Below are 20,501 nucleotides of genomic sequence, written 5' to 3' on the forward strand. Positions count from 1 at the left end.
CGCCAGCCGAACTCCCCAGCCGTACGGCTTCGCCCTTGTCAGCGATCTTTACAGCCGAAATTGGGTCAATGTTGCATGAACAAAGGCAAGAGCATCGCGCGCCAGACTCCGCTCACTCTGATCAGTAATTCCATCCCGGCGACATACGAGAATACGTCGATCGCCAGCATCGATTTCATTGTCGACCAGCTTTACACATGAGCCAGGAGCTGAGCAGTTTCTGCGGCCTTAGCCTCTGCCGTACGTACAGGCACGCTTTATGCTGAATGAATAGCAAACCCTGCGGAAGGAGAAGTCATGAAACGTCTTGCCCTCAGCTTGTGTACATCCTTGCTACTGTTGTGTGCCGGCGCCGCGCACGCGGACATCATCCGCTACGAGGCGAACCTGAGCGGTGCGGCCGAAGACCCGCCAAACGCATCGCCCGCCACCGGCTTCACGACGGTATTCATCGACGATGCGACCAACATGATGACCGTGAACGCGAGCTTTTCCGGTTTAATGGGGCCGACAACGGCTTCGCACATCCATTGCTGCACGGTGGATCCATCCGACGGTACTGCCGGCGTTGCGACCTCGCTGCCGACCTTCCCCGCCTTCCCGCTCGGCGTTACCTCGGGGAGCTACACGGAGGTGTTCGACCTGCTGAACGCAAGCACCTACAACATCAATTTCATCAATGCCAACGGCGGAAGCGTGGACAGCGCCCGCCTGGCCTTGCTTGCCGGTCTCGCCTCTGGCCGGGCCTACCTGAACATCCATACGTCCGTTGTCCGGGCCGGGGAAATCCGCGGCTTCCTCACCGAGGTGCCGGAGCCGGGCGGCGTGATGGTGTTCGGGATTGGCGTGGCCAGCCTGGCCATGCTGCGGCGCCGGCGCGTGTACGTCCGCTAGGCCGGCGGCCGCGATCGTGTGGCGGCAGGCTCCCGCAGCCTGCGCCACATCGGCGCGACACGGTTAAAGAAAGTTGACAATGCATGCCTGAATTGCAATATGCTAGGGCGCTCCATGACACGTCGAGAGGCTCCCCGTATGGCATGCATCGTGTGTGGTAATCCTCAAATGGCCGGGCTCGCCGGCTGGCACGCAACCTGTCCCGCCTGCAGTTACGAGAGCGCCGCCCTCACTCCCGCCATCAACGCCCACACCGGGCCCGAGGTCAACGAGGCCGAGCGCGAAGCGGGGCTCAAGGCGCTGCGCCTGGAGAACTTCAAGACCATCGTCCACTACGCGAAGAAGCATGCGCGGCCGCAGGCTCGCCGCCTGCTGGACGTCGGCAGCGCCCACGGCTGGTTCCTGGAAACGGCGCGCGCGGATTTCGACGTGCTCGGCGTCGAGCCCGACGCCGTGGTCGGCAGCCGCGCCGCTGCGCGCGGACTGCCGGTGCGTTCCGGTTATTTCCCCGACGTGCTGGCGGAAGGAGAGCGCTTCGACGTGATCGTGTTCAACGACGTCATCGAGCATATCCCCGACATCCGCAGCGCGCTGGCCGCCTGCCGCGAGCGGCTCGACGAGGGCGGCATCCTCATCCTCAACCTGCCCAACAGCCGCGGCTTCTTCTACCGCCTGTCGAAACTGATCGCCCGCCTGGGCTGGCGCGCGCCTTTCGAGCGCCTGTGGCAGAAAGACCTGCCGTCGCCGCATGTCCACTACTTCAATGCGCGCAACCTGTGCCAGCTGGTGGCGGGGCAGGGCTTCGAACTGGCCGAGGCCGCCGAGCTGCCCGCCCTGCGCGCCAGGGGATTGCTGGAGCGGCTGCGCTGCGCCGGCAACGTGCCGCCCCTGTCGCTCTACGCGCAGTACGTGGCGATCATGGCCGCCATCCCGGTGCTGCGCATGTTCCCCAGCGATATCATCGTCGGCGTATTCAGAAAAAAAGCCGCAGGCTGAGTGCCTGCGGCTTTTCATTGCGCTGGAGACGAATCAGCGGTTGGCGTTCGCGTTGGCGATCTGGTTGCCGATGATGCCGCCGCCGATCACGCCGGCCACGGTGGCCAGCTTCTTGCCGTTGCCGCCGCCGATCTGGTTGCCGATCAGGCCGCCGATCACGGCGCCGGTGCCGATGCCGACATAGTTCGGCTGGGCCGGAGCGGGCGCCGGGGCCGGCTGGTAGCGCGGCTCGTCATAGTGGGTCTGCTTCGGCGCGGCGTGCACCACGCGGGTCTTTTCGACCACCTTCACCACCGGCTTCTCGACCACGCGTTCCTTCACGATCACGGTCGGCTGAGGAGCGGGCTGCGGCTGGGCATAGGCGACCGGAACCGGTTGCGCCGCGGCCATCGCCGGCACCATCTGCGGTGCTGCAGGCATCGCCATCTGCGGCATGGCGACTTGCGCCTGGCCCTGGACAGCGGCGGCCGGCGTCACGCTGCTTTGCATGGCGTAGGGCGAAGCGGCTGCCATGGCGGCGAGCTGCTGCTGGTTCGCCATCGGCTCAGGCGCGCTCTTCGAGCTCGGCAGCAGGCCGGTGATGGCGGCGGCGCCGGTCAGGCTGACGATGATGACCGAGGCGGCAGCGGCTGCCATGATCGGGTGGATGCGGTTGGTGGTCTGAGTCGTTTCCATGTTCTGCTCCCTAAGACGTTTTGTTGTCGTGCAGGAGTAGATTAATGGCAGGCCTGACTCAGAGATAGACGGTAGCCTGTATCAATCGTAAATAGATGTAACCCAGCAATGTCGCCGGGTCAGGCAACGCCTTCGGCCTGGCGGACGGCATCGATCACTTCGCGCAGGGTCTGCATCAGGTGGGCCGGCGAGTCGAGCAGGTAGTCGGCGCCCCAGGTCGATGGTTCGATCGAACCGCAATAGCCCCAGCCGCAGGCCACGGTGACCATGCCGGCGGCGCGGCCAGCTTCGATGTCGCGCAGGTCGTCACCCACGTACCAGCACTGCTCCGGCGCCAGGCCCAGGCGGCGCGCGCCTTCCAGTAGCGGGGCAGGGTGGGGCTTGGCGTGTGGGGTGGTGTCGCCCGAGACGATGCAGCCGGCGTGCGCCAGGCCGATGTTCGGCACCAGCGGATCGGTGAAGCGGGCCGGTTTGTTGGTGACGATGCCCCAGCTCATGCCGGCTTGTTCGATACCGTCCAGCAGTTCCTGGATGCCCTCGAACAGGCTGGTATGCAGCCACATGGCCGACTGGTAGCGGTCGAACCAGGCCAGGCGCAACTCCTCATAACCCTCGTCGCCCGGCGCCAGGCCGAAGGCGGCGCCGATCATGCCGCGCGCGCCGGCCGAGGCGGTCGGGCGCAGGATGTCGTAGGGCGTCGGAGACAGGCCGCGCTCGGTGCGCAGCCAGTTGACGGCCGCCGCCAGGTCGGGCGCCGTGTCGGCCAGGGTGCCGTCGAGATCGAACAGGATGGCACGCGGTGCCGGCAGAACGGTCGGGAAAGTCATGAGGGATCAGGAAACAGGTTTAAAGCGGCTTGCTGCACGCCACCATGTAGTTCACATCGGTGTCGTTGTTCAGCGAATAGATCTTGGTGATCGGGTTGTAGGTCAGGCCCTTCATGCTATCCACCTGCAGGCCGGCCTGGCGCGCGTAATGCGCCAGTTCGGACGGCGTGATGAACTTGCCATAGTCGTGCGTGCCGCGCGGCAGCATGCGCAGGATGTACTCGGCGCCGATCACGGCGAACAGATAGGACTTGGGGTTGCGGTTCAGGGTCGAGAAGAACACGTGGCCGCCCGGTTTCACCAGGCTTGCTGCGGCCTGGACGATCGAGGCCGGGTCCGGCACGTGCTCGAGCATCTCCATGCAGGTGACGACGTCGAACTGGCCCGCCTCGGCCGCCGCCATCTCTTCGGCGGCGATGTGCTTGTAGCGCACCTCGACGCCGGATTCCAGGCTGTGCAGGTCGGCCACCTTCAGGGCCTTCTTGGACAGGTCGATGCCGGTCACCTTGGCGCCCTTGCGCGCCATGGATTCGGACAGCACGCCGCCGCCGCAGCCGATGTCGATCACGTTCTTGCCGGCCAGGGGGGCGCGCGCGTTGATCCACTCGAGGCGCAGGGGGTTGATCTCGTGCAGCGGACGGAATTCAGAAGTCGGGTCCCACCAGCGGTGGGCCAGTTCGCTGAATTTCTGGATTTCTAAGGGGTCGGCGTTGGTCGTCGTCATAGCTCGGAATAATAGCGGAAATGGGGTGGGGGACAAGTTCGCGGCAGGAAAAATGTCGGTAGTGTTGCGTGGAAACTTGGATTCCGGCCTTCGCCGGAGTGACGTTGTGATAAGTAGGCGGCTTGAACCCTGCGCGAGTCCCGATGCACATACGAAAAAAAACCCCGCCGAAGCGGGGTTCATGGGCACTTCGTGGATTATTTGTTGACGGTACGGGTACCGACGACTTCGATTTCCACGCGGCGGTTCTTGGCGCGGCCGGCCGAGGTCTTGTTCGACGCTTCAGGCTGCTTCTCGCCCTTGCCTTCGGTGTAGATGCGGTTCTCTTCCACGCCCTTGCCCTTCAGGTAAGCCTTGACGGCTTCGGCGCGGCGGATCGACAGCTTCTGGTTGTAGGCATCGGTGCCGATCGAGTCGGTGTGGCCGACGGCGATGATGACTTCCAGGTTCATGTCGCTCAGCTTCGAGACCAGGTCGTCCAGCGACTTCTTGCCGGCCGGCTTCAGCACAGCCTTGTCGAAGTCGAAGAAGGCGTCAGCCGAGTAGCTCACCTTTTCCGAGGTCGGGACCGGAGCCGGTGCCGGGGCAGGTGCCGGTTCGGCAACCGGAGCCGGGGCAGGTGCCGGCGGTGGCGGCGGAGCGACGCACTTGCCGTTTTCGAGCTTTTCAGGCGGGACGCACAGCGGTGCGTCGCAGCCCGGGACCGCGTCGGCCGGGGTCCAGTAGCCGGTACGCCAGCACAGGCCGAAAGGATTACGGGCGATCACGCCGCGGCTGTCCTGGACGTAGGCGCTGTACGGGGTGCGCGCCTGGATGTCGGTGGTCAGCGGTGCGTACGGCGGTGCGCTCTGCGCAAATGCGTTGCCCGCGATCGCGGCCGACGCTGCGAGCAAGAAGGTGGCCAATTTATTCATGTTGTTTTTTCCTTTCGGTAGATTCCTAGCGAAGCAGACAGGCTCCGTGTAGTCAGGATGATAACACAGCGGCCGAGCAGTCTGTTTCGTATTGTGAAACGAGCAATTAACTTCCTGCCCATTTTGCCATACGCGCAAAAATCGCACGACTACACCTAAATCAAACTTCAAGCATTATTTGCTTGACGTTGTTTATATGCAACGTTTCGGCAAGCAAATTTACGCTCCGTTGACCATCCTCGACATTTCGCGCTTGACTCACCCTCGAAACGGGCGCTGAAAAGCCTCGGAGGAATTGCGCAGCAGCTAAGGCGCGCGTGGTAGAATCGTCCGTTGCAACTCATAACCAAACGCTGAAAAGCAGCCGACCCGCCCCATGGATCAATTCGCAAAAGAAACAGTCCCAATTTCCCTCGAAGAAGAGATGCGCAAGAGCTACCTCGACTACGCCATGAGCGTGATCGTGGGGCGAGCTCTGCCGGACGTGCGCGACGGCCTGAAGCCGGTGCACCGCCGCGTGCTGTACTCCATGCACGAGAGTAACTACGTACACAACCGTCCGTACGTGAAGTGCGCGCGCGTGGTCGGCGACACGATGGGTAAATACCACCCGCACGGCGACGCCTCCATTTACGACACCCTGGTGCGCATGGCGCAGGACTTCTCCCTGCGCTACACCCTGGTGGACGGACAGGGCAACTTCGGCTCCATCGACGGCGACAGCGCCGCGGCGATGCGTTACACCGAGTGCCGCCTGGACCGCATCGCGAGCGAGATCCTGGCCGATATCGACAAGGACACCGTCGACTTCCAGCCGAACTACGACGGCAAGGAAAAGGAACCGACCGTCCTGCCGACCCGCATCCCGAACCTGCTCATCAACGGTTCCTCGGGCATCGCGGTCGGCATGGCCACCAACATCCCGCCGCACAACCTGTCGGAAGTCATCAACGGCGCGCTGCACGTGCTGCGCAACCCGGAATGCACGATCGACGAGCTGATCGAACTGATCCCGGCGCCGGACTTCCCGACCGCCGGCATCATCTACGGCGTCTCGGGCGTGCGCGACGGCTACCGCACCGGCCGCGGCCGCGTGGTGATGCGCGCCAAGACCCACTTCGAAGAATATGGCAAGGATGGCGGCCGCACCGCGATCATCATCGACGAGCTGCCCTACCAGGTGAACAAGAAGTCGCTGCTCGAGCGTATCGCCGAGAACGTGCGCGACAAGAAGCTGGAAGGCATCTCCGACATCCGCGACGAGTCCGACAAATCGGGCATGCGCGTGGTCATCGAGCTCAAGCGCGGTGAAGTGCCGGAAGTAGTGCTGAACAACCTGTACAAGCAGACCCAGCTGCAAGACACCTTCGGCATGAACATGGTGGCGCTGGTCAACGGCCAGCCGAAGCTGCTGAACCTCAAGCAGATGCTGGAGTGCTTCCTGTCGCACCGCCGCGAAGTGGTCACCCGCCGCACCGTGTTCGAACTGCGCAAGGCGCGCGACCGCGGCCACATGCTGGAAGGCCTGGCTGTCGCATTGGCCAACATCGACGACTTCATCGCGATCATCAAGGCCGCGCCGACGCCGCCGATCGCGAAGACCGAACTGATGGCGCGCGCCTGGGATTCGTCCCTGGTGCGCGAAATGCTGAACCGTACCGAAACCGGCGCGGCCGGCGGCATCGAAGCCTTCCGTCCGGAGCACCTGCCGAAGCACTACGGCATGCAGCTTGATGGCCTGTACAAGCTGTCGGACGAGCAGGCCCAGGAAATCCTGCAGATGCGCCTGCAGCGCCTGACCGGCCTGGAGCAGGACAAGATCGTCAACGAGTACAAGGAAGTGATGGCCCACATCGCCGACCTGCTCGACATCCTGGCCAAGCCCGAGCGCGTGACCACCATCATCTCGGACGAGATGGTGGCGATCAAGGCCGAATACGCCGACAACGGCAAGGACACCCGCCGTTCGGCCATCGAGCACAACGCCAGCGACCTGGAAACCGAAGACCTGATCACCCCGCAGGACATGGTGGTGACCCTGTCGCACACCGGCTACATGAAGTCGCAGCCGATCTCGGAATACCGCGCCCAGAAGCGCGGCGGGCGCGGCAAGCAGGCGATGGCGACCAAGGACGAGGACTGGATCGACCAGCTGTTCATCGCCAACACCCACGACTACATCCTGTGCTTCTCTAACCGCGGCCGCATGTACTGGCTGAAGGTGTGGGAAGTGCCGCAGGGCTCGCGCAACTCGCGCGGCAAGCCGATCGTGAACATGTTCCCGCTGCAGGAGAACGAGAAGATCACCGTGATCCTGCCGCTGTCGGGCGAGAACCGGACCTTCCCGGAAGACCACTACGTGTTCATGTCGACCTCGCTGGGCACCGTCAAGAAGACCCCGCTGAAGGACTTCAGCAACCCGCGCAAGGCCGGCATCATCGCCGTCGACCTGGACGAAGGCGACGTGCTGGTGGGCGCCGCCCTGACCGACGGCAAGCACGACGTGATGCTGTTCTCGGACGGCGGCAAGGCGGTGCGCTTCGACGAGAACGATGTGCGTCCGATGGGCCGTACCGCGCGCGGCGTGCGCGGCATGAACCTGGAAGAGGGCCAGCAAGTCATCGCCCTGCTGGTGGCCGAGAACGAGCAGCAGTCGGTGCTCACGGCCACCGAGAACGGCTTCGGCAAACGTACTCCGATCACCGAGTACACCCGCCACGGCCGCGGCACCAAGGGCATGATCGCGATCCAGACCTCCGAGCGTAACGGCAAGGTGGTGGCCGCGACCCTGGTCGACGAAACCGACGAGATCATGCTGATCACGACCGGCGGCGTGCTGATCCGTACCCGCGTGGCCGAGATCCGCGAGATGGGCCGCGCGACCCAGGGTGTGACCCTGATCGCGGTCGAAGACGGCACCAAGCTGTCGGGCCTGCAGCGTATCGTCGAGACCGACCTCGAAGAAGTCGAGCTCGAGCCGGCGCCGCAGTAAGGCGCACAGCAGCAACACGGCGGGAGCGGCGCTCCCGCCGCCGGCCGGCCTGGTAAGCCGGCTGTCCACACGCAGTTCTCAACGGGCGCACCGGCCCGCCCGGAGTCTCAATGAAAAAAATCGCTCTCGTCCTCGCCGCTGCCGCCGCCTTCGCCGGCCTGCCGGCCATCGCCCACGCTGCCGATGCACAAACGACCGCGGCGGCGAAGAAGCTGCTCGAGGTGATGGACGCGCGCAAGGCCATGCTCGGCTCCTTCGCTGAAATGGAAAAGGCGATGCCGGCCATGATGCGTGCGCAGGCGGCCAGCATGATCCAGAGCGATACGAGCCTGAGCGCCGAGCAGAAGCGCGATGCGATGGCGAAGGTCGACAAGGTCCTCCCCGGTGTGGCGAAGGCAATGAACCAGATGTTCCGCGATCCGGTCCTGGTCGACGAGATGCTGGCCGAGATGGTGCCCATCTACGCCAACAATTTCACGGCTGCCGAAATCAGGGAACTCACCGCCTTCTACACCACGCCGCTGGGCCGCAAGATGATGACGATGATGCCGAAGCTGTCCGCGGAAAGCATGGCGCTGAGCCAGAAGATCGTCCTGCCGCGCATCGGCAATCTGATGCAGCAGGCGTTGCAAGAAGCTCAGAAACAGTAATCGGCAAGAAAGGACCGCATGACCCAGATCTTCAACTTTTCGGCCGGCCCGGCCGTCCTCCCGAAAGAAGTGCTGCAGCAGGCGGCCGCCGAGATGCTCGACTGGCATGGCAGCGGCATGTCGGTGATGGAGATGAGCCACCGCGGTCCGGAATTCATCTCCATCTACAAGCAGGCCGAAGCCGACCTGCGCGAACTGCTGGCCGTCCCGGCCAACTACAAGATCCTGTTCATGCAGGGCGGTGGACTGGGCCAGAACGCCATCATCCCGATGAACATGCTCGGCTGCTGCCCGCAGCCCGGCACCATCGATTTCGTCCACACGGGTTCGTGGTCGGGCAAGTCGATCAAGGAAGCCAAGCGCTACGCCAACGCCAACGTGGCGGCCTCCGCAGAGGCGAACGGCTTCACCAGCATTCCGCCGCAGGACACCTGGCGCCTCACCCCCGGCGCCGCCTACCTGCACATCTGCACCAACGAAACCATCGACGGCCTGGAGTTCAACTTCGTGCCCCAGGTCGACGCCCGCACGCCGATCGTGGCCGACATGTCCTCGCACATCCTGTCGCGCTCAATCGACGTGTCGAAATACGGCGTGATCTTCGCCGGCGCCCAGAAGAACATCGGCCCGGCCGGCCTGACGCTCGCAATCGTGCGCGACGACCTGCTGAACGAGGCGCTGAACATCTGCCCGTCCGCCTTCCACTGGAAAACCGTGGCCGAGCACGAATCGATGTTCAACACGCCGCCGACGTATTCCATCTACATCGCCGGCCTGGTGTTCGCCTGGCTCAAGCGCAATGGCGGCGTGGCGGCGATGGAGCAGCGTAATATCGAGAAAGCGCGCCTGCTGTACGCCGCGCTGGATGCCGACGACTTCTACCAGAATCGCGTGGCGCCCGAATACCGTTCGCGCATGAACGTGCCGTTCTACCTGCGCGACGAATCCCTGAACGAACAATTCCTGGCCGGCGCGAAGGCGCGCGGGCTGCTGCAACTGAAGGGCCACAAGTCCGTCGGCGGCATGCGGGCATCGATCTACAACGCGATGCCGATCGAGGGTGTACAAGCCCTCGTCGATTATTTGAACGAGTTCGCCGGCCGCTAACGCCGCTGTGGCGCGTGGCCGTGCATCCAGTGCACGGCGCAGCTTCGCGCCAACGAACAAATCGACCGATTAAGCATAACGATGACAGACAAACTCAAACCCCTGCGCGAACAGATCGATGCGATTGACGCGCAAATCCTGGAGCTCCTGAGCCGCCGCGGCAAGGTCGCGCAGGAAGTCGGCCACGTCAAGGCCGAGACCGACGCCCCGGTGTTCCGCCCCGAGCGCGAAGCGCAGGTGCTGCGCGGCGTGGCCGAGCGCAATCCCGGCCCGCTCAAGGACCGCGACGTCCAGACCATCTTCCGCGAAATCATGTCGTCCTGCCGCGCGCTGGAAAAGCGCGTCACGGTCGCCTATCTCGGCCCCTCGGGCACCTTCAGCGAGCAGGCCGTGTTCCAGCAGTTCGGCAGCGCCATCGAAACGCTGCCGTGCGTGTCCATCGACGAGGTGTTCCGCGCCACCGAGGCCGGCACCGCCGACTTCGGCGTGGTCCCGGTCGAGAACTCGTCCGAGGGCGCGATCAACCGCACCCTGGACCTGCTGTTGGCCACCACCACCATCATCAGCGGCGAAGTCTCGATCCCGGTCCACCACAGCCTGATGACCAAGACCGGCTCGATGGACGGCGTCAAGACCGTGTGCGCCCATTCGCAGGCCCTGGCCCAGTGCCAGGTCTGGCTCAACCAGCACTATCCCGGCATCGAGCGCCGCGCCGTGGCCTCGAACGCCGAGGCGGCCGTGCTGGCCAGCCAGGACCCGAGCGTGGCCGCCATCGCCAGCGAGATGGCGGGCGAGCAGTACCAGCTCGGCGTGGTCCAGGCCCACATCCAGGACGACCCGCACAACCGCACCCGCTTCGTGGTGATCGGTTCCCTGCAGACCGGCCCGTCGGGACGCGACCGCACCGCGCTGGTGCTGGCCGTGCCGAACAAGGCCGGCGCCGTCTACAACCTGCTGGCGCCGCTGTCCAAGCACGGCGTGTCGATGACGCGCTTCGAGTCGCGCCCGGCGCGCATCGGCACCTGGGAATACTACTTCTACGTCGACATCGAGGGCCATGTGCATGACGCCGCCGTCGCCCGCGCCCTCGAAGAACTGAAAGACAACGCCGCCTTCTTCAAGGTGCTGGGGTCTTATCCGCAAAGCCTTTAATCCATTTCGAGAGACTGACCATGCACCACCAATTCGGACCCGAGTACGTTCGCGCCATCGCTCCCTATCAAGCCGGCAAACCGATCGCGGAAGTCGCGCGCGAATTCGGCCTGAACGAAGCCGACATCGTCAAGCTGGCCTCCAACGAGAATCCCTTCGGCCTGCCGGAATCGAGCCGCCAGGCGATGCTGGCCGCCGCCGCTGAGCTGGGCCGCTATCCGGACGCCAACGGGTTCGACCTGAAGGCCGCGCTGTCCAGCCGCTACGACGTGCCGGCCGACTGGATCACGCTGGGCAACGGCAGCAACGACATCCTGGAAATCGCCGCGCACGCCTTCGTGCAAAAGGGCGAGGCGGTGGTGTACTCGCAGTACTCGTTCGCCGTGTACGCACTGGCCACCCAGGGCGTGGGCGGCCGCGCCATCGTGGTCCCGGCCAAGGACTACGGCCACGACCTCGACGCCATGGCGGCCGCCATCGACCTTGAGACCCGCCTGGTCTATGTCGCCAACCCGAACAACCCGACCGGCACCTTCTTCCCGGCGCCGCAAGTCGAAGCCTTCCTGCAAAAAGTCCCGGCCAACGTGATCGTGGTGCTGGACGAGGCCTATAACGAATACCTGGCTCCCGAGCACCAGTTCGAGTCGAGCCAGTGGGTGCGCAAGTACCCGAACCTGATCGTCTCGCGCACCTTCTCCAAGGCCTACGGCCTGGCCGGCCTGCGCGTGGGCTACGCCATCGCCCAGCCGGAAGTGACCGACCTGATGAACCGCATCCGCCAGCCCTTCAACGTGAACTCGCTGGCCCAGGCGGCCGCCGTGGCCGCGCTGAACGACAAGGAATTCCTGGAGAAGGGCGCGAAGAACAACTTCGAAGGCTACCAGCAGATGATCGCCGCCTTCGATGAGCTGGGCCTGGAATACGTGCCGTCCTTCGGCAACTTCGTGCTGGTCAAGGTCGGCAACGACGATGGCGCCGGCGCGCGCGTCAACCTGGCGCTGCTCAAGCAGGGTGTGATCGTGCGTCCGGTCGGCAACTACGGCCTGCCGCAATGGCTGCGCATCTCGATCGGCTTGCCGGAAGAGAACGCGACCTTCATCGCGGCGCTCAAGAAGGCGCTCGGCTGAATGCTGGATAAGGTCGTCATCGTCGGCGTCGGCCTGATCGGCGGCTCGTTCGCGCTGGGGCTCAAGGCCGCCGGCGCGGTGCGCCGCGTGGTCGGCATCGGCCGCGAGCCGCAGGCGATGGCGCGTGCGCTGGAGCTGGGGATCGTCGACGAAGTCGCTGCCTCGTTCGACACGGCGAGGGATGCCGACCTGGTGCTGCTGGCCGCGCCGGTGGCCCAGACCGGGCGCATCCTGGCCGCGCTGCTGCCGCATCTCGGCGCGCGCACCGTCGTCACCGACGCCGGCAGCACCAAGAGCGACGTGGTCGCCGCGGCGCGCGAAGTGCTGGGCGAACGCATCCACCAGTTCGTGCCCGGCCATCCGATCGCGGGCAGCGAATCGAACGGCCCGGATGCGGCCATTGCCACGCTCTACCGCGGCAAGAAGGCGGTGCTGACGCCGCTGCCGGAGAATGCCGACGACGCGGTCGAGCTGGTGGCCGAAGCCTGGCGCGCCTGCGGGGCGCTCATCCATATGCTGAGCCCGCTTGAGCACGACCGCGTGTTCGCCGCCGTCAGCCACCTGCCGCACCTGCTGGCCTACGCCCTGGTGGACGACATCGCGGCCAAGCCCCATGCCGACCTGCTGTTCCAGTACGCCGCCAGCGGTTTCCGCGACTTCACCCGCATCGCCGGCTCCTCGCCCGAGATGTGGCGCGACATCAGCCTGGCCAACCAGGCAGCCTTGCTCACCGAGCTGGATGCTTATCTGGCACAATTGACTACATTGCGCGCGCGATTGGCCGCGTCCGACGGCGCCGCCTTGGAAGCTGTCTACGCGAATGCGCAGCGCGCCCGGCGCGAGTGGATCGAAGCCATCGAAGCCGGCTCTCCGCCGCCCCCGCCCAACCAGGAACCAGAATGACGCAGCAAAAACACTACCCCCAGCATATCGACCTCGAACCCGTGCTGCACACGGCGGGGACGGTGCGCCTGCCGGGTTCCAAAAGCATTTCGAATCGCACCCTGCTGCTGGCTGCGCTGTCGGAAGACACGACCACGATCCACGACCTGCTGGCCTCGGACGACACCATGGTGATGCTGGGCGCGCTGCGCTCGCTCGGCATCCAGTGGGATGAAGTCGACGAACGCACCGTGGTCGTCCACGGCCAGGGCGGCGTGCTGCCCAATCACGAAGCCGACCTGTTCATGGGCAACGCCGGCACCGCGATCCGCCCGCTGACCGCGGCCCTGGCCGTGATCGGCGGCGACTACACTCTGCACGGCGTGTCGCGCATGCACGAGCGCCCGATCGGCGACCTGGTCGACGCGCTCAACGAAGTCGGCGCCCAGATCGAGTACACAGGCGAGCAGGGCTTCCCACCGCTGCGAGTCAAGCGCGGCCACATTCACGCCAACCGCATTTCGGTGCGCGGCAATGTGTCGAGCCAGTTCCTGACCGCGCTCCTGATGAGCGCACCGCTGATGGCCAAGACCCACGCGGTGTCCATCGACGTGGTCGGCGAGCTGATTTCCAAGCCCTACATCGAGATCACCCTGAACCTGATGCGCCGTTTCGGCGTGACGGTCGAGCAGAACGGCTGGGCCTCGTTCACCGTGCATCCGGGCCAGCGCTACCAGAGTCCGGGCACCATCCACGTCGAAGGCGACGCCTCGTCGGCGTCCTACTTCCTGGCGGCGGGCGCGATTGCCGGCGGCCCGGTGCGCGTGGAAGGGGTAGGGGAGAACAGCATCCAGGGCGACGTGCGCTTCGCCGACGCGCTGGAGCGCATGGGCGCCATCGTCACGCGCGGCGAGAACTGGATCGAGGCGCGTTCGAACGGCGTGCTGAAGGCCATCGACGCCGACTTCAACCACATTCCGGACGCGGCCATGACCATCGCCGTGGCGGCGCTGTATGCGGACGGCACCTCCACGCTGCGCAACATCGCCAGCTGGCGCGTGAAGGAAACCGACCGCCTGTCGGCCATGGCGACCGAGCTGCGCAAGGTGGGCGCCGAGGTGGAAGAGGGCCCGGACTACATCCGCATCACCCCGCCGGAGCAGCTCAAGCCGGCCACCATCGACACCTACGACGACCACCGCATGGCCATGTGCTTCTCGCTCGCCTCGCTCGACGGCAAGGCGCGCCGCGGCAACGCCATGCGCATCAACGATCCGAAATGCGTCGCCAAGACCTTCCCGGATTATTTCGAGGCGTTCGCCAGCATCGCCCGCAACGAACTGTTCTAAATCCTTATGCCGAATTCCAACGTTCCAGTCATCACCATCGACGGCCCGACCGCTTCCGGCAAGGGCACGGTGGCGGCCAAGGTCGCCGACAGGCTGAGCTTCCACCTGCTCGACTCGGGCGCGCTGTACCGCCTGACGGCGCTGCAGGCGATGCGCCGCGGCCTTGAATTGCGCGACGAGCACGGCATCGCCAAGCTGGCCGAGCACCTGCCGGCGCGCTTCGTGGGCCATGACGTGTTCCTGGCCAGCGAGAACGTCACCCAGGCGATCCGGGCGGAAGAGGTTGGCAACATGGCATCGAAGATCGCCGCGCTGCCGACCGTGCGCCAGGCCTTGTTCGCCTTGCAACTGGGCTTCCGCGAGGCGCCGGGCCTGGTGGCGGACGGGCGCGACATGGGGACCGTGATTTTTCCGACCGCCAAGCTAAAAGTGTTCTTGACCGCAAGTGTTGAGGCGCGTGCGCAGCGCCGGTATAAGCAATTGATTGACAAAGGGTTTTCTGCTAATATGGACGGTCTGCTGGCGGATTTGCAGGCGAGGGACGAGCGCGATACCAAGCGCGCCGTGGCCCCGCTGGTGCCGGCGGAGGATGCGCATATCCTGGATACCTCGGAGATGACGGCCGAACAGGCGATCGAACAGGTGCTGGCCTGGTATGCGCATGCATAAGAAGAATTGATTGGCGTTTTTTAGTTAGCCTAAAAAACGTCATTCCCGCGCAGGCGGGAATCCAAGTCCTTTGCGTAATTGTTGGCTTGAGTCATCGCCGCTTGACCGCATATAACTTGGGTCCCCGCCTTCGCGGGGACGACGGTCTCCCGGCTGTCGTCCTTTGGTGCCTGTACGGCAATTTCGCCGCCGCAGGTGTGTTTCAACCTGACCCAGTTCAGTCCGCAATATCGACGGGCTGCTGGCTAACCTGAGTAACCTCTTTTATGTCTACTGCAACCACCAACGAAACCGGCATGGAAAGCTTCGCCGCCCTCTTCGAAGAATCGCTGTCGCGTCAAGACATGCGTTCGGGCGAAGTCATTTCGGCTGAAGTCGTGCGCCTGGATCACAACTTCGTGATCGTCAACGCCGGCCTGAAGTCGGAAGCTTTCATTCCGGTCGACGAATTCAAGAATGACCAGGGCGAACTGGAAGTCCAGATCGGCGACTTCGTTTCCGTGGCCATCGAGTCGCTGGAAAACGGCTTCGGCGACACCATCCTGTCGCGCGACAAGGCCAAGCGCCTGGCATCGTGGCTGGCTCTGGAAAAAGCAATGGAATCGGGCGAGATCGTCACCGGTACCGTCAACGGTAAAGTCAAAGGCGGCCTGACCGTCCTGACCAACGGCATCCGCGCATTCCTGCCGGGTTCGCTGGTCGACACCCGTCCGGTCAAGGACACCACCCCGTTCGAAGGCAAGACCCTGGAATTCAAGGTCATCAAGCTGGACCGCAAGCGTAACAACGTCGTGCTGTCGCGCCGCGCCGTCATCGAAGCATCGATGGGCGAAGAGCGTGCGAAGCTGATGGAAACCCTGAAAGAAGGCACCGTGGTTACCGGCGTCGTCAAGAACATCACCGACTACGGTGCGTTCGTCGACCTGGGCGGCATCGACGGCCTGCTGCACATCACCGACCTGGCATGGCGTCGCGTGCGTCACCCGTCGGAAGTGCTGTCGGTTGGCCAGGAAATCACCGCCAAGGTCCTCAAGTACGACCAGGAAAAGAACCGCGTCTCGCTGGGCGTCAAGCAGCTGGGCGACGATCCGTGGACCGGTCTGTCGCGTCGCTACCCGCAAGGCACCCGCCTGTTCGGCAAGGTCACCAACCTGACCGACTACGGTGCGTTCGTGGAAGTCGAGCAGGGCATCGAAGGCCTGGTGCACGTCTCGGAAATGGACTGGACCAACAAGAACGTGGCTCCGAACAAGGTTGTCCAGCTGGGCGACGAAGTCGAAGTCATGGTCCTGGAAATCGACGAAGAGCGTCGCCGTATCTCGCTGGGCATGAAGCAGTGCAAGGCGAATCCGTGGGACGACTTCGGCATGACCCACAAGAAGGGCGACAAGGTCAAGGGCCTGATCAAGTCGATCACCGACTTCGGCGTGTTCATCGGCCTGCCGGGCAACATCGACGGCCTGGTGCACCTGTCGGACCTGTCGTGGACCGAAGCCGGCGAAGAAGCCGTGCGCAAGTTCAAGAAGGGCGACGAGCTGGAAGCCGTGGTCCTGGCAATCGACGTCGAGCGCGAGCGTGTCTCGCTGGGCGTGAAGCAGCTGGAAGGCGACCCGTTCAACAACTTCGCTTCGCTGAACGACAAGGGCACCCTGGTCACCGGCACCGTGAAGTCGGTTGAGCCGAAAGGCGCCGTGATCGCGCTGAACGACGAAGTCGAAGGCTACCTGCGCGCTTCGGAAATCTCGCGTGACCGCGTGGAAGACGCCGGCACCCACCTGAAGGTGGGCGACAAGGTCGAAGCCCTGGTCATCAACATCGATCGCAAGGCTCGCAGCATCCAGCTGTCGATCAAGGCGAAAGATAGCGCCGACACCCAGGAAGCAATGAACAAGCTGGCTTCGGACAACAGCGCAGCATCGGGCACCACCAGCCTGGGCGCACTGCTGAAAGCCAAGTTCGACAACAAGGGTTAATTCCTTACCTGGAGCGAGCAGATGACCAAGTCCGAGCTGATCAATCGCCTGGCTGAGCGTTATTCCCAGCTGGTGGCGAAGGATGCGGAGTTCGCGGTCAAGACCATCCTCGATGCGATGACGAACGCCCTGGCGAGTGGCCAGCGCATCGAGATCCGTGGTTTCGGCAGCTTCGCACTGAACAGCCGGCCCCCGCGCATCGGACGCAATCCGAAGTCCGGCGACAAGGTGATGGTGCCCGAAAAACGGGTGCCCCACTTCAAGCCGGGCAAGCAGTTGCGCGAGCGGGTGGACGCGATGGTGGGGCAGCCCATCATTGAAGACTGAAGTCGTCTGCTGGCTTGCAGACAAGAACGGCGTCCGTGAGGATGCCGTTTTTTTTTTCGTCGGTGCTGTTTGAGGTAGTGGTACGCATGCAAACTTGGGCCGCCCTTGGCGGGGAGCCAAGTTCGACGCGCACCACGAAGCTCAGCAATCACCCTATCGAAGAGCACCCTCAACCGTTTTGAAATATCATGCCGGATATGCGACACTGCGCCTTTGCCCACTCCACCAGCGGAACCACCCGATGAGATTCGTCTCGACCATCGCCGGCATCGTCCTGTTCATCCTGTTCTTCGGCTTCGCCCTCAAGAACACACAGGAAGTCGACCTGCATTTCTTCCTCGACTATGAATTGCGCGGCCCGCTCGTGCTCATGCTGCTGGCCTTCTTCGTGGCCGGGGCGGCGCTGGGCATCCTGGCGCTGACGCCGACCGTGTTCCGCCAGCGCCGCCAGAGCTCGCAGCACAAGAACACCATCCAGGCCCTGCAGAGCGCCGCCGGCACCGGCGCCGCGCCGCCGCAGCCCGACAGCGTGCCGCCCGTGCGCTAACCGCTACACAACACAATAAGAACATATGGAATTCGAACTCTGGATGCTGCTCGGCATCCCATTCTTCTTCGGCCTGGGCTGGCTCGCCGCCCGCGTCGACATCAACGAACTGGTCTCCGAATCGCGCACCCTGCCGCGCGGCTACTTCAAGGGCCTGAACCACCTGCTCAACGAGCAGCCGGACAAGGCCATCGATTCCTTCATCGAGATCGTCAAGCTCGACCCGGAATCGGCCGACATGCACTTTGCCCTCGGTAACCTGTTCCGCCGCCGCGGCGAGACCGAGCGCGCCATCCGCGTCCACCAGAACCTGCTGGCGCGCCCGGACCTGCCGAGCGAGCAAAAGGCCCACGCCCAGTACGAACTCGGCATGGACTACCTCAAGGCCGGCCTGCTGGACCGCGCCGAGGAAACCTTCAACCTGCTGACCGACACCCCGTTCGCGGTGCAGGCACGTCGTGCGCTGCTCGAGATCTACCAGCGCGAGAAGGAATGGAAGCGCGCCATCGACGTCGCCACCGGCCTGCAGGAATCCGGCGCCGGCGCGCGCCAGAAGGAAATCGCCCAGTTCTATTGCGAGCTGGCCCAGGACGCCCTGGTGCACCTGCAGCCGAGCGACGCCATGGCGCTTCTGGACAAGGCCCTCCAGGCCGACCGCAGCAGCGTGCGCGCCACCATCCTGCATGGCGACGCGCTGCTGGCCCAGGGCGACACCGAGGGCGCCCTGGTGACCTGGCGCCGCGTGGAGCACCAGAGCGTGCCGCATGTGGCCCTGGTGGCCCAGCGCCTGATGGACGGCTACCGCAAGGTCGGCCGCCCGCAGGAAGGCGTCAACCTGCTGCGCGCCTACCTGGCCGAGGCCTCGTCGATCGACTTGATCGAGGTCGTGTTCAAGGCCGTCATCGAACTGGACGGCGTGGAAGCGGCCAAGCAGCTGGTGATCGAGGAGCTGCGCCGCAACCCGACCCTGCTGGGCCTGGACAAGCTGCTGGAAGCGCGCCTGATGGACGCCCCGGCGCACGTGTGGGAAGAGCTGTCGATGGTCAAGAACCTGGTGCAGCGCTACACCCAGAAGCTGGCGCGCTACCAGTGCAGCCACTGCGGATTCAAGGCGCGTCAGTTCTACTGGCAGTGCCCGGGCTGCAGCCGCTGGGAGACCTATCCGCCGCGCCGCACCGAAGAACTGAACGTGATGAACTGATTTCGCAACGCCATGAATGACCTGACCCCGAGCCGCCTGCTGGCGGCAGACAGCTTCCGCCACCAGGCGGCCCCGCAATTGTCCGCCGTGCGCCTGCTGGTGGTGGGCGACGTGATGCTCGACCGCTACTGGTTCGGCGACGTCTCGCGCATCTCGCCGGAAGCGCCGGTGCCCGTGGTGCGCATCGAACGCCGCGAGGAGCGCCTGGGCGGCGCCGCCAACGTGGCGCGCAACGCGGCCGCGCTGGGCGCCCACACGGGCCTGCTGGGCGTGACCGGCAACGACGAGGCGGGCGACGAGGTCGAGAAGCTGCTGCGCGATTCGCGCATCCACAGCTACCTCAAGCGCGACGACGCGATCTCCACCATCATCAAGCTGCGCGTCATCGGGCGCCAGCAGCAGATGGTGCGCATCGACTTCGAGGACGCGCCGACCGAGACCGTCCTGCGCGACAAGCTGGACCAGTTCAAGGCCCTGCTGCCGGACTACGACGTGGTGATCCTGTCGGACTATAACAAGGGCGCGCTGGTCAACGTGGCCGAGATGGTCAAGTCGGCGCGCGAAGCCGGCAAGATCGTGCTGGTCGACCCGAAGGGCGACGATTTCACGCCCTACAAGGGCGCCTCGATCCTGACCCCGAACCGCTCGGAGCTGCAGCGCGTGGTGGGCGGCTGGAAGACCGAGGAGCAACTGCTCCAGAAGGCCCAGCGCCTGCGCGAGGAACTGGGCCTGGAAGCGCTGCTGCTGACCCGGTCGGAAGAGGGCATGAGCCTGTTCACCGCCACCGAAGTGCTGCACGTGCATGCGGATGCGCGCGAGGTGTTCGACGTCTCGGGCGCGGGCGACACCGTGATCGCGACCCTGGCCGCGATGCTGGGCGCAGGCGCGCCGATGGCCGAGGCGCTGGCCACGGCCAACCGCGCCGGCGGCATCGTGGTGGGCAAGCTGGGCACGGCCACCGTGACCCGCGAGGAGCTGTTCCCCGGTTGATCCTGGTCAATCCCGGACCGTCAACGCCGATGGGGCCGGGCCGTTAGTTGTGCGTTGGGCGGCAGCCGCCGTCCAGCATCAACCAACGGAGACTTACATGATCAAGAAACTGATGCTCGCAGTCGCCACGCTGGCCTTGTCCGGCAGCTTCGCCTTCGCCCAGGTCGACGTCAACAAGGCCGACGCCGCCGCGCTGGATGGCGTGAAAGGAGTGGGACCGAGCATGTCCAAGAAGATCCTGGATGAGCGTGCGAAAGGGGAGTTCAAGGATTGGGCCGACCTGCAGCATCGCGTGAAGGGGATCGGGGACAAGAAGGCGGTCAAGCTGACCGAGGCGGGGCTGGTGGTCAATGGCAAGGGCAAGGAAGGGATGAGCGCCAAGCCTGCCAAGTCGACGGCGAAGCAGGAGGCCAAGGCCAAGCCGGAAGAGTCCAAATCGGCGATGTAAGCAAACGAACCCGCGGCGTGCCGCGGGTTTTTGTTTGGGTGCGCGCTGTCCACGAAC

Annotated in this window: 21 protein-coding genes; 17 read left to right on the top strand and 4 right to left on the bottom strand. The window is 64.6% G+C overall.

Annotation, left to right across the window (positions count from 1 at the left end):
• From J8847_RS22050 to J8847_RS22060, 3 genes are all read left to right on the top strand, one after another.
• Window positions 1-201, top strand: a 201-nt coding sequence (locus J8847_RS22050) for a hypothetical protein (protein WP_211526830.1), incomplete at its 5' end; no start/stop codon positions are given.
• A 96-nt stretch (window positions 202-297) separates the two neighbouring features.
• Window positions 298-894, top strand: coding sequence for a CHRD domain-containing protein (locus tag J8847_RS22055; protein ID WP_211526831.1), 597 nt, complete (start codon window positions 298-300; stop codon window positions 892-894).
• 168 nt (window positions 895-1,062) lie between these two features.
• Complete coding sequence (locus tag J8847_RS22060) at window positions 1,063-1,890, top strand: bifunctional 2-polyprenyl-6-hydroxyphenol methylase/3-demethylubiquinol 3-O-methyltransferase UbiG (RefSeq protein WP_229513127.1); 828 nt, start codon at window positions 1,063-1,065, stop codon at window positions 1,888-1,890.
• A gap of 33 nt (window positions 1,891-1,923) precedes the next feature.
• On the opposite strand, the gene J8847_RS24475 is transcribed toward J8847_RS22060, so the two are convergent.
• The 4 genes from J8847_RS24475 to ompA form a co-directional block, all read right to left on the bottom strand.
• Window positions 1,924-2,565, bottom strand: coding sequence for a glycine zipper 2TM domain-containing protein (locus J8847_RS24475; RefSeq protein WP_211526833.1), 642 nt, complete (start codon window positions 2,563-2,565; stop codon window positions 1,924-1,926).
• Between the two features lie 119 nt (window positions 2,566-2,684).
• A complete protein-coding gene (locus J8847_RS22070; protein ID WP_211526834.1) occupies window positions 2,685-3,392 on the bottom strand; it encodes an HAD family hydrolase in 708 nt (235 codons plus the stop codon).
• 19 nt (window positions 3,393-3,411) lie between these two features.
• Window positions 3,412-4,116: a bifunctional 2-polyprenyl-6-hydroxyphenol methylase/3-demethylubiquinol 3-O-methyltransferase UbiG gene (gene ubiG, locus J8847_RS22075; RefSeq protein ID WP_211526835.1), complete on the bottom strand. Its 705-nt coding sequence runs from the start codon at window positions 4,114-4,116 to the stop codon at window positions 3,412-3,414.
• Window positions 4,117-4,313: 197 nt separating this feature from the next.
• Window positions 4,314-5,030 (bottom strand): outer membrane protein OmpA, encoded by a 717-nt coding sequence (ompA, locus tag J8847_RS22080; RefSeq protein ID WP_211526836.1) that lies wholly within the window; start codon window positions 5,028-5,030, stop codon window positions 4,314-4,316.
• A 376-nt stretch (window positions 5,031-5,406) separates the two neighbouring features.
• Between ompA and gyrA the strand changes: the two genes are divergently transcribed.
• From gyrA to J8847_RS22150, 14 genes are all read left to right on the top strand, one after another.
• Entirely contained in the window at window positions 5,407-8,022 is a 2,616-nt protein-coding gene (gyrA, locus tag J8847_RS22085; protein ID WP_211526837.1) for a DNA gyrase subunit A, read from the top strand.
• 110 nt (window positions 8,023-8,132) lie between these two features.
• Window positions 8,133-8,672 carry a DUF2059 domain-containing protein gene (locus J8847_RS22090; protein ID WP_211526838.1) on the top strand — a complete coding sequence of 180 codons (540 nt, stop codon included), beginning with the start codon at window positions 8,133-8,135 and terminating at the stop codon, window positions 8,670-8,672.
• Between the two features lie 18 nt (window positions 8,673-8,690).
• The gene (serC, locus tag J8847_RS22095; RefSeq protein WP_211526839.1) at window positions 8,691-9,779 is read left to right on the top strand and encodes a 3-phosphoserine/phosphohydroxythreonine transaminase; all 1,089 of its coding nucleotides are present in this window, start codon (window positions 8,691-8,693) and stop codon (window positions 9,777-9,779) included.
• A gap of 81 nt (window positions 9,780-9,860) precedes the next feature.
• On the top strand, window positions 9,861-10,931 hold the full coding sequence (gene pheA / locus J8847_RS22100; protein ID WP_211526840.1) for a prephenate dehydratase: 1,071 nt from the start codon (window positions 9,861-9,863) through the stop codon (window positions 10,929-10,931).
• A 20-nt stretch (window positions 10,932-10,951) separates the two neighbouring features.
• Entirely contained in the window at window positions 10,952-12,058 is a 1,107-nt protein-coding gene (gene hisC / locus J8847_RS22105; protein WP_211526841.1) for a histidinol-phosphate transaminase, read from the top strand.
• Window positions 12,059-12,961, top strand: coding sequence for a prephenate dehydrogenase/arogenate dehydrogenase family protein (locus J8847_RS22110; protein WP_211526842.1), 903 nt, complete (start codon window positions 12,059-12,061; stop codon window positions 12,959-12,961).
• Window positions 12,958-14,289 carry a 3-phosphoshikimate 1-carboxyvinyltransferase gene (gene aroA, locus J8847_RS22115; protein WP_211526843.1) on the top strand — a complete coding sequence of 444 codons (1,332 nt, stop codon included), beginning with the start codon at window positions 12,958-12,960 and terminating at the stop codon, window positions 14,287-14,289. Before J8847_RS22110 ends, aroA begins: the two co-directional genes overlap by 4 nt.
• Before the next feature lie 6 nt (window positions 14,290-14,295).
• Entirely contained in the window at window positions 14,296-14,958 is a 663-nt protein-coding gene (gene cmk / locus J8847_RS22120) for a (d)CMP kinase (RefSeq protein ID WP_211526844.1), read from the top strand.
• Window positions 14,959-15,224: 266 nt separating this feature from the next.
• Window positions 15,225-16,931, top strand: coding sequence for a 30S ribosomal protein S1 (gene rpsA / locus J8847_RS22125; RefSeq protein ID WP_267875482.1), 1,707 nt, complete (start codon window positions 15,225-15,227; stop codon window positions 16,929-16,931).
• 21 nt (window positions 16,932-16,952) lie between these two features.
• Window positions 16,953-17,258, top strand: coding sequence for an integration host factor subunit beta (locus tag J8847_RS22130; RefSeq protein ID WP_036237327.1), 306 nt, complete (start codon window positions 16,953-16,955; stop codon window positions 17,256-17,258).
• A 241-nt stretch (window positions 17,259-17,499) separates the two neighbouring features.
• On the top strand, window positions 17,500-17,805 hold the full coding sequence (locus J8847_RS22135) for a lipopolysaccharide assembly LapA domain-containing protein (protein WP_211526845.1): 306 nt from the start codon (window positions 17,500-17,502) through the stop codon (window positions 17,803-17,805).
• A gap of 25 nt (window positions 17,806-17,830) precedes the next feature.
• Window positions 17,831-19,006 (top strand): lipopolysaccharide assembly protein LapB, encoded by a 1,176-nt coding sequence (gene lapB, locus J8847_RS22140; RefSeq protein WP_211526846.1) that lies wholly within the window; start codon window positions 17,831-17,833, stop codon window positions 19,004-19,006.
• A gap of 12 nt (window positions 19,007-19,018) precedes the next feature.
• Window positions 19,019-19,996, top strand: coding sequence for a D-glycero-beta-D-manno-heptose-7-phosphate kinase (rfaE1, locus tag J8847_RS22145; RefSeq protein ID WP_267875481.1), 978 nt, complete (start codon window positions 19,019-19,021; stop codon window positions 19,994-19,996).
• A gap of 97 nt (window positions 19,997-20,093) precedes the next feature.
• The gene (locus J8847_RS22150) at window positions 20,094-20,444 is read left to right on the top strand and encodes a helix-hairpin-helix domain-containing protein (RefSeq protein ID WP_211526847.1); all 351 of its coding nucleotides are present in this window, start codon (window positions 20,094-20,096) and stop codon (window positions 20,442-20,444) included.
• The last annotated feature ends 57 nt before the right edge of the window (window positions 20,445-20,501 follow it).

The sequence above is a fragment of the Massilia sp. AB1 genome (assembly GCF_018119385.1).
Classification (GTDB): Bacteria; Pseudomonadota; Gammaproteobacteria; order Burkholderiales; family Burkholderiaceae_D; genus Telluria.